Below are 14,229 nucleotides of genomic sequence, written 5' to 3' on the forward strand. Positions count from 1 at the left end.
GGCTCCTTCCCGACCTACGCTGCGCCGCCGGGCCAAGCGCCTGATCGCCCATGCGGCGGCGTCGCTGTCGGCCCAGAGTGGACTTTGGCCTTTACGATCGCTGCTGCATTGCGGCTTCCTCAAAGCTGACCTTAGCGCGGCGACCCATACTTGCGGCGTCGCGATCACACTTCTTCCGCTCGAGGACCTGGCAACGTCTTTACAGGAGCGTTTTCAGCACTGTAGGGTTTCGACGGCCCTTACCTCTCAAGAGCATAACCGGATTTTGAATGTGTGCCGTGTTCCTTAGTTGCGCATCCTCCATTGGGGCCAAAATTGTCAATTTGAAGCCCGTTTACTTGAGTGGGATGTGTAGAAAAAATGCCAATTTTCGAGATTGAAAAAGATGATCTCCTTGGCCTTGATGATGGTCAGTTAGAGGAACTAATTGCACGCCTTTGTGAGGCTGAAATCGCCGCAAAAAGCCATGCAGTTAGCCGCGTTCGTTGGGGTGGAAGTCTCACAGCGGCAGATGGCGGTGTCGACGTTCGCGTAACTGTCAAAGATCCGACCTTTGTGGGAGATTTCATTAGGCGCAGGGATACGGTCTACCAGGCCAAAGTGCCATCTATGGCACAGGCGGCCATTAAGAAAGAGATCTCAGGCAAGGACACCAGCAAAGATCTATTTCAAGAGTTGGCTATATCTCATGGCGCATACGTTATCGTCAGCCTAAAAGATGACCTTGCGCCTGCCAAGCTGACAGAACGACGTAAGCTCATGTCGGAAGAGGTGGACAAGCTTGTCGCCCCAGGCTCCGTTGCGTTGGATTTCTTTGATCGCTCCACTCTCCATCAGTGGCTTCGTCAACATGTTTCCGTCCAGCTGTGGGTTCGCCGCGCCTTGGGAAAATCGCTCTCTGGGTGGCGACCATTTGAGCGTTGGACGAATGTCCCACCTGATGCCGACGACACCTTGATCGTCGGAGAGGGGCTATATCTCTCGCTCCCCGGAAAGAACTCCGATCTACCATTGGCAGAGGGAATCCCCGCTGTCCGAGACCTGATTCTGACCTCTTCAAAGTCTATCAGGGTGGCAGGGTTGTCAGGGGTTGGTAAAACCCGGTTCGTTCAAGCGCTGTTTGAGGAAGGGTTTGAAACCGATCCCCTTGATCGCACCAAGGTGATTTACGGAGACATCGGCTTCGGCGTGGAGCCCTCGGCAACCGTGATAGTTGAGACACTGTTGGCCGAGAATAGAGATGCGATACTTGTTCTCGACAATTGCGCAAAAGATGAACATTCACTCATAGTCAGCCGGATCGCTCACACGAAATCAGCGATTAAGCTGATCACGATTGAATATGATATACGTGACGACACGCCGCAAACCACGGAAGTGGTGCGATTGACCGCGCGCGGAACTGAAATCACTGAGCAATTAGTCGTAAGGCGATATCCTCAGCTTGGCAGTCTCAATGCGCGGCGTATTGCGGATTTCTCAGGCGGAAATGCTCGGCTTGCCTTGGCGCTCGCGGATGCTCTGCCTGACAACGTCAGTCTGGCTGGTTTGTCCGACGAAGAACTCTTTGAGAGATTGTTCGAACAAAGACACAAGTCTGACAATAACCTTCGTGAACAGGCTGAAGTCCTTTCTTTGGTCTACTCTTTTTCAACGGCAGAAGACGAAGAGGGTGTAAACGAACTTGCTGTCTTGGGTGACCTTTGTGAGGTGAGCGCCCGGAGAATGGCGCGGACTTCAAACACCTTGCTCGAACGTCAGATCGCTCAACAACGGGGTCGCTGGCGCGCGGTTCTGCCCCACGCTATCGCGAACCGGTTGGCAGCCGATGCGTTGCGGCACATCCCGGTTGACGAAGTTCTACGGGCCTTCGAAGGAAATGCCGGAGCGCGAATGTTGAGATCTTTCAGCCGAAGGATTGGGTATCTACATACAAGCTCTCAGGCGCGAGAAATCGCAAGGCGATGGCTTCAGCCGGATGGCCTTCTACACAAAACCATGCAGGTCAATGAGCTTGGCGCCGCAATGCTCGAGAACATCGCCCCGATCGACTGCGAAATCGTTCTAGAATGTTTCGAAAGCGAGAAGGCCGAAATTCTTGCCGCGGTAAAAGACATCTACAAGCGAACGGAAATCCGACGCGTGATTTCACTGCTCAGCAGGATCGCTTATGAGCCAGAACTGTTTGACAGAGCTGTCTCCTTGCTCCTCGAAATTGCAGATGAGGCCGGTGACGAGGACGGCCACGATGGGCCTCGAAAGCGTGTCCAGGCATTCTTCCAGATTCGTGGGTCAGGAACCCATGCAACGCTTGAACAACGTGTTGACGTGCTTGAGGCGTGTCTGGTGGATAGTAAAAGGCATGGATTGGCCCTCGATTGCTTGGCTTCGAGCCTTGAAGCCGAGAATTTTGAGAACACAAATCTGGTAGATGCAGAGTTCGGGGCACGTCCACGTGACTATGGGGCCCGACCTTATGGCGACGAGGCAATCGTTTGGCTGTCTCGGTTTCTGACAATTGCGGCTCGAATAGCACTTTCGAGTATAGGCCCAGATCGCAAGGCAACTCGACGCATCATCGCAGCGCAATTTAGTGGATTGTGGGCTGTCGAAAGCCTTCGGCCTCTGCTGGTCGAGCTTGCCGAAAAATTGCATGCGGATGGTGGATGGTTAGAAGGCTGGCGCGCCGTGAAGGGCAAGATTCACTACGATACCTTGCGATCAAGTCGAGAGGGGCGGACGGCAAAAGAAGACCGAGAGCTGGTCAAGCTATGCGAACTACTTGCCCCATCAGACCTGGAGGGACGAGTTCGGGCTATCGCACTCGCGGAAGGGCATCGCATCTTTGCCTTGGATGAAGAGTTCGACCTCGACGATCCGAAAAAGTATGACGCTTCTGGAAAACGGTTGGCCGAAGAAGCCTTTCGCCTCGGTCAGGACGTGGCGACTGATTCCGCTGTGTTTGACGCTGTCGCCAATGATCTTTTCGAGCAAGCTTATGTCCCCAATCGCATTGCTTTCGGTCGTGGGTTGGCGGCAGCGTCCAGCAATCGACGCTTGCTGTGGGATAAAGTCACCGAGCGTTTAAAGGCGTTAGGTAGCGAAAATTTCAATGATTGTGTGCTCTCCGGAATTCTGAGGGAGATTTCTCAGGTAGAGCCAGCACTGGCCCAGAAACTTTTGGATGAGATCGCTGAAGACGAGTTACTTCGACTCAGGATATTAGGACTAACCCCAGCCGACAACTTTTCACTCCAAGACTTTCGGAGGTGCGAGCGAGTATTTGACGCTATCGGATTGGAACTGTGGGGCGTTGATAATTTGTTGTGGTGGGACAATTGCGCCGCCATAAGCAGAGAGGACAAGGTCCGGCTGGCGAGCAGTATATTGGCCCAAGAAGGTGGTGCAGCTGTCCTGTTGAACGCCTTCAGGATGATTGTGCATGGGACTGATCGCTCGATTGATACCCTCGGTCCAGAGCTGCGAGCTTTGGCTATTCAGGCTGCTGCGATCGTAATCGGCAATCATGATAGCGATCCGGGAGGAACAAGAGACTACGATCTCGACCAGGTTTTGAGCTCTGCGTTGGCTCACTGCGGCACTGATGCAGAGGAGAAGCAACTGCTGGATGGCCTCTTCTCAAGAATGGAAAGTCGATATGGCTTTTTCCCGCATTTCGAGAAAGGAATACAAGTCATAGCGAGATCGCGGCCAGATGCATTTTTGGATCGGCTGATGGCATATGCTTCAAGGAACGAGGATGATGACATCCACTGGATCGACAACTCCTTAGGAGAGCGCGCTCCTTTAGATGCGGTTAGTGCAGCCGAGCTGGCTGCCTGGTGCGGTAAGGGTAACGACGTCCGCCGTTGGAAACTTGTTGCCCGTGCGATTACCGTTTTTGAGGATGATAAAGAAGGTGGCGTGAGGTTGTCGGAACAGGCGCGATCGCTCGTCCGCATGTGTCCAGAACCGGAGGCGATTATCGAGAACTTTGGTCTTCATCTAAGTCCAAGGTCATGGTCAGGAAATAGGTCGGTGCATGTTGAACAGAGAGCTGCCGGGTTGAGTGAGCTGTTGAAATTTGAGGATTCACGGGTAGTGACCGCGACTGAGGAACTGCTAAGTCGCGCGGCGGATATTGCGGACCAAGAGCGAAAACGAGAGCAAGTGGAAGACGCGGAGAGGGAGCAAACTTTCGAGTGACTTCCGCGTCCTGCGCGCGACGTAGAGCCGCGATACCCGAAACATTTGTCCGAGAGAACAGCGCAAGTCTTCGTCCGCCGTCTGTGCAGGTCACGCTGGGATTGATGTTGTGAACTCCATCGGATGTCCACTCTCATCCTGCGACAAGGACGCCTTCGCACGTGCAGAGAAAGCCAGCTTTCCGCCCCTGGTGTCGATCGAGCGGGCTTCAGCCTTGGTTCTCGCCTGAATGTCCGCTTCGGCGGTGCGGCAGGGGCGCCTTCGCGACCGCGGCGAATGACCGCTCCCCGCCTGTCGTGGCGATGCCAGGCTCGTGCGTGGCTCAGGGAACTGGAGCCGGTCCTCCGGCGCTTGATGCTTGAATTGACGGTATCTGACCGAAACTTTGTGGGATCTCACAACAACCGCCCCCGCCGCACAACGTAGGCTGCCTATGTCGATTTGAACTTGAGTTAAGTCGCCGAACAGAGCGAACCGCAGATCGTACCAACAGTCTCGAGCTGGAGTATGCCGAGTGAAGTCCTCTAGCTGTTTTCAGCCCACTGTTCATCCATGAAAGCTTTTAACTCCGCCTCGCTCAGTGTCGCCTCAGTTGATATCGCTCGCGCAAGTAGCTGCACTGACGCAATGCGCTCAATCAGGTTGCTTGGCTGGCCGCCTGGCTGGTCATCAGATTGTGTCGGCTTCCGCACTAGCTTACCCTCCTGAGACCTAAGAACCGAGGGTAATCCTATCAGAATTTTGCTGACGATCAAATTTCTGGGGTGTTTGAAAGCTAGTACTTTCGCCGGGTCCCAGAGGCCGGCGAAGTGCGCCTAACGCAAAGGCGCGAAGCGCTGCGATAGTTGATGTCTCCGCGCTTCGCGCCTTTGCTATCCCAGCCTTCGTCGTAGCAAGCGTCGGCCCACTCAAAGCGAGTGTCATCTGTCTTGAAAAGCCCTGATGGGTTTCCGCGCCCACTTGTGTCGGGTAGCTCTGCCTATGCATGATGATTTACGTGTCGATCAGCACGGAATCGGCGGAGAGCGGTGGTTCGCGGCCACCGCAAACCAAAAATGTGCAATCGTCAGAAAGCGTATGCTCCAGACTTAGCTGAAGCAATTTCCAAGGTTCAGCCGTGGTGACAGTGTGGCCGTCGACGCCGAATTGAGCGACACAGCAATTTGCGTGAAAGATCGCCCCAATTCTTAGGCGCGCCACTCGCTCAATGGCCATTCCCCACCGAAGGTGGCGGTCTTGTGGGGAAACCCATTGAACAACCGGTTTAAGAGACCATCGGCTACGCCACGTTTTGCACGTCGCTAGTCGGGAAGTGCGATCGCTTTCACCTCGAGGAAGTCGCGCATGCCTTCGGCCCCGCCTTCGCGCCCGTTTCCGGAGGACTTGTAACCGCCAAAAGGAGAGCCTGCCGCCAGGTAGGCCCCGTTGACGTTGACGGTGCCCGATTGCAGCGCCTTGGCGACGCGCAGGGCGCGCGCGGGATCACCGCTTTGCACATAGGCACCAAGACCGTAGGGCGTGTCGTTCGCCAGCCGGATGCCGTCCTCTTCGTCGTCGAAGGGGATCATCACCAGCACCGGGCCAAAGATCTCTTCCTGCGCGATGCGCATGTCGTTGGAGACGTCTGCAAATACGGTGGGCTTGGCGTAATAGCCGGTCTCAAATCCCTCTGGTTTGCCCAGCCCGCCGCAGACCAGCCGAGCGTTTTCGTCGAGGCCGACCTGAATCATCTTCTGTACCCGGTCGTATTGCATCTGGCTGACCAACGGCCCCAGCTGATCGCCGGGCTGAGACGGATCGCCGATCTTGACGCGCGCGCACTTCGCCGCAGCCAATTCCACCGCGCGATCATAGACCGGGCGCTCTACGAGCATCCGCGTGGCGGCATCGCAGCTTTGGCCCGAGTTGATGAAACAGGCGTCGATGCCTTCGTCGATGGCGCGCTCAAGTTCGCAATCGGCAAAGACGAGGTTGGGCGATTTGCCACCAAGCTCGAGCGTCACGCGTTTCACCGTGTCGGCACTTTCCCTGAGAATTGAGGTCCCCGCCCGCGTCGATCCCGTGAAAGACATCATGGCGATGTCGGGGTGGCGCGACATCGCCGGGCCAACGGTGGGGCCCGCCCCGTGTATGAGGTTGAAGACCCCGGCTGGGGCGCCCGCCTCATCCATGATTTCGGCCAGCAGGTTGGCCGAAAGCGGTGTCAGTTCTGAAGGTTTCAGCACCATGGTGCAGCCTGCGGCAAGACATGGCGCGATCTTGAGCATCATCTGGTTGACCGGCCAGTTCCACGGCGTGATCAACCCGCAGACACCCACGGGCTCCATCACGATCAGATCCCCGTTGGGCAGCGTATGTTCAAAGGCGAACGCCTCGAGATCTGCGACCATGGCGGTCAGTATGTCGACACCCACCTGCGCCTGCTGTTCGCGCGCGAAAGAGATCGGAGCCCCCATTTCGATGCTGATGGCCTGCGCCATTTCGTCGATGCGGCGGGAAAAGACGTCGAGGATGCGCTCCAGAAGCGCGCGCCGCTCGGGCTTGGTGGTGGTCGCAAAGGCAGGTCGGGCGGCCTTGGCGGCGGCAACGGCGGTATCGACATCAGAGGCGTCGCCCATTGCCAGCACCGCGACGGCTTCTTCGGTCGCAGGGTTGATCATGTCGAGGGTATCGCGCCCGGACGGGGCCACCCACCGGCCATTGATGTAGAATTGCGAAAGATCGGTGGTGGACATGTGTTCATCCCTTGAGGCGGCGTGATTTGGCGGTGTTGGTGTCCCCGAGGATCGGGGGTGTGAGTGTCGGCCTTGTCTACGCAGATGCGTTCCGAGGCAGGGCGAGCGCGGAGATCGTCCTGGTCATGTCCATGATCACCTTGTTGAGATCGTCGTAGGTCGATCTTTCCGACAAGGTGAATTCGAAAAAGAGCATGTTGGCGTTGTTGAAGATCGTGGCGCCGAACGCCTCGCAATCCAGATCGGACGACAGGCGGCCTTGGGCTTGCAGCGCCACCGTCAGGTCGATGATCTGCTGGCGCAGCACCCGGTCCGACTGACGCAGCCTGCGCGCCTCGGCCGTGGCGGGTGCCGCAAAGGCAAAAGCAAAACCCCGCCGCCAGAGGTCGCGCTGAAGAACCATATTCTGCGCGTTGAAATGCATTCCGACCAAGGTGCAGAAATTATCCTCCACCGAGGCTTCCGCGCTGGGTTCGAACTTTGCGCCAAGCTCTGCCAGGCGTTCGTTCTCGATGGACGTAAGCGTCAGCAGGATTTCGTTTTTACCACCGAAATAGTTGTAGAGCGTCCCGACGGAGACATCGGCCATCTCCGCGATGCGCTCCGCCTTAACCGCATCAAATCCGTGCTCAAGGAACAGGCACGTGGCCGCGTCCAGGAGGCGCTGCATGCGTTCGGATTTGTGTTTTTCGCGTAAACTCATGTTCGCACCTTGACTCAATTTGTATCTGACTACAAGTTTGAACCCAACAACTAAATTGAAGCCCACTATAATTTTCCTGACGCGACCGAACTTCGAGAAGAAGTTTCGGACCCGGCCGGAGCTTGAGGAGGATAAATCATGTCAGGCGTTGTACAAGCAGCGGACGAGACTTGGAAAACCGACGACCACTTCCTGCATCCCTGGCAGGACGTCACCGCGATGGACCGCGATGAATGGACCCATCTCGAAGCCAGCGGCGGGATCTATGTGCGCGATTCCAAGGGCAATCAGCTGATCGATGGCCCCGGTGGCATGTGGTGCGTCAACGTCGGCCACGGCCGCGAGGAAATCGTCGAGGCGGTCGCCGGGCAAATGCGCAAGCTCAGCTATTTCTCGCCCTGGTCGATGGCCTCCACGGCGTCCTCCGAGCTTGCCCAACGTCTGACGGCAATGACGCCGGGCGATCTCAACACGGTCTTCTTCACCACCGGCGGGTCGACCGCGGTGGATTCCGCGCTGCGGTTTGTCTTCTTCTACAACAACTGCCTCGGGCGACCGGAAAAGAAGCACATCATCTCGCGTGTGAACGCCTATCATGGCAGCACCTACCTGACGGCAAGCTGTTCGGGAAAGATGCGCGAGAAGGCGCAGATGGACATGATCGAAGACACGATCCATTTCCTGCCATGCCCCAAGCCCAAGGACCGTGCCGCCGACATGTCGGTCGAGGCGTTCTGCGACGAGAAGGTCGCCGATCTGGAAAACAAGATTCTGGAACTAGGCGCGGAAAAGGTCGCGGCCTTCAGGGATGAACCGGTGCTTGCCTCGGGTGGCGTGATCATCCCACCTGAAGGCTATTACAAGCGCTGCCATGAGATCTGCAAAAAGCACGACGTTCTTTTCATCGCGGACGAGGTGGTGACAGCCTTCGGACGCCTTGGGTATTACTTTGCATCCGAAGACGTCTTCGGCGTGACGCCGGACCTGTTGACCACCGCAAAAGGGCTGACCTCAGGGTATCTGCCGCTTGGAGCGCTGTTCATCTCGGACAGGCTGATCGAAGAGATCAAGTCCGTCAGCAATGAGCCGCGCAGCTTCTTCAGCGGTTTCACCTATTCCGGGCATCCGGTTTCGGTCGCGGCGGCGCAGGCCAATCTTGATATTTTTGAAAACGACAAGCTGCTCGAACATGTGCGCGAGATCAGCCCTTATTTCGCCAATGCGCTGAAATCCCTGAGCGATCTGCCCGTGGTCACCGACGTGCGGGTGCAGGGCATGATGGCGGCTGTCGAATGCGAGCTTGACGCGGCCACGCCCGATGAGAACCGCGACACGGGCTTTACGGCGAAGGTGGATGCGATCTGCCAGGAACTCGGCCTGCTGGTCCGGCCGACCTACAACGCCTGCGTGATGTCGCCGCCCTTGACCATCACCAAGGCCGAAATCGACGACTTGGTGGCAAAGCTGCGTGAAGGCATCACGCGGGCCATGCAGATCGAGGACTGATGTCGTTGCGACGACCGAACGGGGCGGCGGACCAACGGTTCGCCCCCCGGACATAATCGAACAGGGGACAGGAATGCAGGACGCGATCACAATCAACGGGCTGACCAAGTCCTATCCGGGAACACCACCGGTGCGGGCTTTGAAAGGTTCGGATTTGAGCATCCGGGACAATGAATTCTTCACTCTTCTGGGGCCGTCGGGATGCGGCAAGACAACTTTGCTGCGCCTGATCGCCGGGTTTGAAGTGCCGACCGATGGCACGCTGAAGCTCTTTGGTGAAAACATTTCAAAGCTGCCGCCTGAGAAGCGTCCAGTGAACACGGTGTTTCAGCACTATTCCCTGTTTCCGCACATGAATGTGCTTGAGAACGTCGCCTACGGGCTGCTTCGTCAGGGCAAACCTGATGCCCGGCGCACGGCGCAGGAAATGCTCGACCTCGTCCATCTTGGAGAATTCGCAAAGCGCCGCCCCTCGCAGCTTTCGGGCGGGCAGCAGCAGCGCGTGGCCCTGGCCCGTGCCCTGGCCCCGCATCCGCGTGTTCTGCTTCTCGACGAACCGCTTTCGGCGCTCGACCTGAAACTGCGTCAGTCCATGCGGGCAGAGCTGAAGCGTCTGCAGCGCGAGACGGGGATCACCTTTGTCTTCGTGACGCATGATCAGGAAGAAGCGCTGTCCATGAGCGACCGGATCGCGGTCATGTCGCGGGGCGAAATCCAGCAGGTGGCCCGACCTGCCGAAATCTACGAATACCCGGCCACGCGATTTGTGGCGGAGTTCATCGGCGATGCGAATTTCTTCGAGGCCACGCCGCGTATGAACGGCGACAGCGCCGCCACCTACCATGTTTCCGACAGCATCCGGTTTGCCGGTCCGGCCCTGCCTGCCAATGCAAAGGGCGGCAAGGTGACGGTGATGTTCCGGCCCGAAAAGGCGCGCATCGCGCCCGGACGCGCAGACGGGAGCCTTGGCGGCACGATCAGCGACATCGAGTATCTTGGCAGCCAGACCGAATACCGGGTCACTCTTGACGACGGCATGAGCGTCGCGGTGCGCAGCGAAAACCATCAAGACGGCACCGCGATCGCGGAGGTCGGGTCCCAGGCAACGGTCGAAGTCGATCCCGAAGCTATTCGGGTACTGGTGGCATGAGCGGTATTATGGAGCGATTGCGGCACTATACCGGAGTGCTTCCCGCGACATTCATGATCGTCGTGTTCATGCTGGCGCCACTGACGATCATCTTTGTCTATTCCTTCCTGACACCCGGCGATTATGGCGGGGTGGAAATTGACTTTTCTACCGAAGCCCCTACACAGCTTCTGTTTCAAAAGAACCTCTTTGACGAGGTAGAGTTCGACACCTCCTACCTCAGGATCGCCTTCCGCTCGATCTGGGTTGCAACGGTGGCGGTGGTGGGGTCGCTGGCCCTGGGCTTTCCGGCCGCCTACTACATCGCGCAGCAGCCCGAGAGCCGGCGCAACACCCTGCTCTTGCTCATCACCATTCCATTCTGGACCAATCTTTTGATCCGCACCTATTGCTGGATCCTGGTCCTGCGCGACACCGGGTTGATCAACAACCTGCTGATCGGGCTAGGCGTGACGGACGAGCCGATCAAGATGCTCTATACCGAGGGCGCGATCGCGCTGGGACTGGTCTACACCTATGTTCCGTTCATGGTGCTGCCGATCTACGCAGCGCTCGAACGGCTCGACAAGCGACTGATCGAAGCCTCCCGCGATCTGTATGCCGACCGCTGGACCACTCTGCGGCACGTGACGCTGCCGCTGGCGTCTCCGGGGATCGTGGCGGGCTCGATCCTGGTGTTCATCCCGGCGCTGGGTGCGTTCATTGCGCCGGACCTGCTGGGGGGCGGCAAGAAACTCATGCTGGGTAGTCTCGTTCAGCTGCAATTCTCTGCCGCGCGCGACTGGCCGTTCGGATCGGCCCTGACCATGGTGATCATGTCCGTGGTGCTGATCTGCCTGCTTCTCTTCGCGGTGAACCAGCGTCGCAACGAAGGAGGGTTCCAACATTGATACGCTCTTCCGATAGGGACATCCGCTGGCTTCCGGGGTTTAACTGGATCACTCTTTGCTTTTTCCTCTTCCTCTACCTGCCGCTGATCATCCTGGTGGTCTTTTCCTTCAATGCCACGCGCTCGGCCACCGTCTGGGACGGATTCAGCCTTCAATGGTACGCCAAAGCGTTTTCAAATGACGATATCCAGAACGCGGCAAAGAACAGCCTGATCATCGCCGCGGTCTCGACGCTCTTTTCAACGGTATTTGCCACGATGGCGGCCATCGCCCTGGGGCGAAACCGCGAGATCAAGCACAAGACCGCTTTCGGGGGATTGTTGCTGTTGCCGCTGATGATCCCTGAAATCGTGACCGCTGTCGCCACGCTGACCTTCTTTACGGCGATCAACCTGTCCTGGGGGATCGGCAACATCATCATCGCCCATACGGTGTTCTGTATTCCGTTCGCCTACCTGCCGATCCAGGCGCGCCTTCGGGGGTTGGATGCAAGCCTCGAGACGGCAGCGCGCGACCTGTATTCGGATCGCAGGACGACGCTGCAGCTGATCACACTGCCGTTGCTGGCCCCGGGCATCTTCTCCGGTGCCATGCTGGCATTCATCATCTCGCTCGACGATTTCATCATCACGATGATGGTCGCCGAAGCAGGGTCGACCACGTTGCCGATCTACATCTACGGCCTTGTGCGCACCGGCGTCACGCCCGAAGTCAACGCCGTCTCGACCGTATTGCTGGGGATCTCCGTCATCGCCGTTCTGGTCTCGCAGTGGTTCGCAAAGAAACAATAAAAACCAATCAACAGGAGAAAACATGTCCTTTAATCGCAAGACACTTCTTGGCCTCGCCAGCGCGGGTCTGGTCCTGACCGCAACCATCGCCTCTGCCGACGGCGAGCTGCAGCTTTACAACTGGACCGACTATACCTCGCCGGAGCTTATCGAGAAATTCGAGGAGGAAACCGGCATCTCGGTCACCCTCGACACCTACGATTCCGGTGAGACGCTGCTCGCAAAGCTCCAGTCCGGCGCGGCTGGCTATGACATCGCGATCCCGACCCACAACTTTGTTCCGATCCTTATCTCCGAAGGCCTGATCCAGCCGATCAACGCGTCCGAGCTCGACGGCTACGACCGGATCGTGCCCAACCTGGCCAGCCCCTGGTGGGACGAAGGCAACGTCTATTCGATCCCGTGGCACTGGGGCACGACCTCGTTCACCGTCGACACCGCCGTCTATTCCGGCAACGTCGACGACTACGACGTGATCTTCAATCCGCCCGAAGAACTGGCGGGGCAGGTCGCAATGTTCAAGTCCCCCGACGAGGTCATCACCATGGCGCAGGTCGCTCTGGGTCTGCCGTTCTGCAGTGAGGACCCGAACGATATGCAGCAGGTGCTCGACCTGTTGATGGGGCAGAAGCCGGATGTGAAGACCTACAATTCCGACGGGATCCTGGAGCGCCTGGTGTCCGGCGACGTCTCCGTGCATCAAAACTGGAACGGCTATTCGCTGCTGGCGCGCAAGGAAAAGCCGTCCCTGCAATATGCCTTCCCCGAAGAAGGCGTGGTCGCCTGGGCGGATAGCCTGGTGGTTCCCAAGGGGGCGCCGAACTACGACAATGCGATCACCTTCATCGAGTTCATGCTGGAGCCGGAGAACATCGCCATCCAGTCGAACTCCTCGGGCTACGCCAACGGTATCACCGGCAGCGAAGCCTTCATGGACGAGGGCCTGAAGGACGCCGCCGAGCTGTCTCCCCCCGAAGGCACGTCGCTCAAGTTCATCGAAAGCTGTTCGCCCAAGGCCGTTGAGCTTCAGAACCGGGTCTGGACCGCGCTGCTGAAGTAAGACCGTTTCAACGGGCACCGTGCCACATCGTCGGCGCGGTGCCATTTGCAAGGAATGACCATGAAGACCGTATTCTCCGAAAATCACAAACTGCGCGACGCCAAGGGCGAGCTCTATCAGGGAGAATTCGTCGCGCCGTTCGAATGTCCGCGCCGGGCCGAGATCATCATCGACGCGGTGCGCAGCCGCGGTCTTGGCGAGGTGCTGGAGCCCGCGGACTATGGCCTGGATCCAGTTATGGCAGTGCATGACGCGGGCTTTGTCGATTTCCTGAGAACCTTCATGGATGACTGGGAGGCCGCAGGGTTCAAGGGCGAAGCGCTCGCCCCCTGCTGGCCCAGCAGGTCGATGACCGCGTCACAGATCCCGCTCCACGTCGAAGGTCGGCTTGGGTATTACGCGCTCAGCACCGATACGGTGATGTCGCGTGGCACATGGGAGGCGGCGATGTCCAGCAAGGATGTCGCGCTGACCGCGACGGATCTCGTGCTGGATGGCAAGGAAAACGTGGCCTTCGGCCTGTGTCGTCCCCCGGGCCATCACGCGGCGACCGACCAGTTCGGCGGCTATTGCTTTTTCAACAATGCCGCGATTTCGGCCCAGCATGCGCTGGACAAGGGCTGCGCGAAAGTCGCCATCTTGGATGTCGATTTCCACCACGGGAACGGCACGCAGGAGATCTTTTACGATCGCGACGATGTCCTGTTCCTGTCCCTGCACGGCGACCCGATGCACACCTTCCCGCATTTCTTGGGCCATGCCGGCGAAACAGGCAAAGGCGCTGGAGAAGGTTTCAACTGGAATTACCCATTGCCGCCGGGTGCCAGCTACCAGATGTGGCTGGCGAAACTGCAAGACGCGCTGGCGCGAATTGAAGCCTATGACCCAGACATGGTGATCGTTTCGCTCGGTGTCGATACATTCGAACACGACCCGATCAGTTTCTTCAAACTGACGCATGACGATTTCGTCGACTACGGCCGAAGGATCGCGACACTTGGAAAACCCACCGTCTACGTGATGGAGGGCGGATATGCAGTCGAGGAAATCGGCATCAACACCACTAATGTGCTCTTTGGGCACGAGAGTTGATCACGAGGTGAGGAACAGAGCTCAAGATATGCCCTAGCAGGGTGCTGAAATAGTCGGGCCTCGACGCCGGTTGCGGAACATGATTCATCTGCCGCG

10 protein-coding genes are annotated in these 14,229 nt (G+C 57.9%); 8 read left to right on the forward strand and 2 right to left on the reverse strand.

Annotation, left to right across the window (positions count from 1 at the left end; genetic code table 11):
• Both HC022_RS28740 and HC022_RS09395 read left to right on the forward strand, forming a co-directional pair.
• Nucleotides 1-289: hypothetical protein (locus tag HC022_RS28740; protein WP_217703936.1), on the forward strand; the 289-nt coding region annotated here is incomplete at its 5' end.
• A 71-nt stretch (nucleotides 290-360) separates the two neighbouring features.
• Nucleotides 361-4,206 carry a hypothetical protein gene (locus HC022_RS09395; protein ID WP_167452248.1) on the forward strand — a complete coding sequence of 1,282 codons (3,846 nt, stop codon included), beginning with the start codon at nucleotides 361-363 and terminating at the stop codon, nucleotides 4,204-4,206.
• Nucleotides 4,207-5,507: 1,301 nt separating this feature from the next.
• On the opposite strand, the gene HC022_RS09400 is transcribed toward HC022_RS09395, so the two are convergent.
• Nucleotides 5,508-6,941: an aldehyde dehydrogenase family protein gene (locus HC022_RS09400; RefSeq protein WP_167452249.1), complete on the reverse strand. Its 1,434-nt coding sequence runs from the start codon at nucleotides 6,939-6,941 to the stop codon at nucleotides 5,508-5,510.
• A 76-nt stretch (nucleotides 6,942-7,017) separates the two neighbouring features.
• Nucleotides 7,018-7,644, reverse strand: a complete 627-nt coding sequence (locus HC022_RS09405) for a TetR/AcrR family transcriptional regulator (RefSeq protein ID WP_167452250.1) — start codon at nucleotides 7,642-7,644, stop codon at nucleotides 7,018-7,020.
• Between the two features lie 138 nt (nucleotides 7,645-7,782).
• Here HC022_RS09405 and HC022_RS09410 point away from each other — a divergent pair, with 138 nt between their 5' ends.
• The 6 genes from HC022_RS09410 to HC022_RS09435 all read left to right on the forward strand — a co-directional run bounded on the left by HC022_RS09410 (nucleotide 7,783) and on the right by HC022_RS09435 (nucleotide 14,133).
• Nucleotides 7,783-9,150, forward strand: a complete 1,368-nt coding sequence (locus tag HC022_RS09410; protein WP_167452251.1) for an aminotransferase — start codon at nucleotides 7,783-7,785, stop codon at nucleotides 9,148-9,150.
• 73 nt (nucleotides 9,151-9,223) lie between these two features.
• Nucleotides 9,224-10,300 (forward strand): ABC transporter ATP-binding protein, encoded by a 1,077-nt coding sequence (locus tag HC022_RS09415; protein ID WP_167452252.1) that lies wholly within the window; start codon nucleotides 9,224-9,226, stop codon nucleotides 10,298-10,300.
• Nucleotides 10,297-11,190 carry an ABC transporter permease gene (locus HC022_RS09420; protein ID WP_254885022.1) on the forward strand — a complete coding sequence of 298 codons (894 nt, stop codon included), beginning with the start codon at nucleotides 10,297-10,299 and terminating at the stop codon, nucleotides 11,188-11,190. Before HC022_RS09415 ends, HC022_RS09420 begins: the two co-directional genes overlap by 4 nt.
• On the forward strand, nucleotides 11,187-11,981 hold the full coding sequence (locus HC022_RS09425) for an ABC transporter permease (protein ID WP_008883351.1): 795 nt from the start codon (nucleotides 11,187-11,189) through the stop codon (nucleotides 11,979-11,981). The genes HC022_RS09420 and HC022_RS09425 overlap by 4 nt, the downstream gene beginning before the upstream one ends.
• Before the next feature lie 22 nt (nucleotides 11,982-12,003).
• Nucleotides 12,004-13,041, forward strand: coding sequence for an extracellular solute-binding protein (locus HC022_RS09430; RefSeq protein WP_167452253.1), 1,038 nt, complete (start codon nucleotides 12,004-12,006; stop codon nucleotides 13,039-13,041).
• Nucleotides 13,042-13,101: 60 nt separating this feature from the next.
• A complete protein-coding gene (locus HC022_RS09435) occupies nucleotides 13,102-14,133 on the forward strand; it encodes a histone deacetylase family protein (protein WP_167452254.1) in 1,032 nt (343 codons plus the stop codon).
• Nucleotides 14,134-14,229 lie beyond the last annotated feature (96 nt).

It is taken from the genome of Salipiger sp. HF18 (assembly GCF_011806505.1).
Taxonomy (GTDB): Bacteria; Pseudomonadota; Alphaproteobacteria; order Rhodobacterales; family Rhodobacteraceae; genus Salipiger; species Salipiger thiooxidans.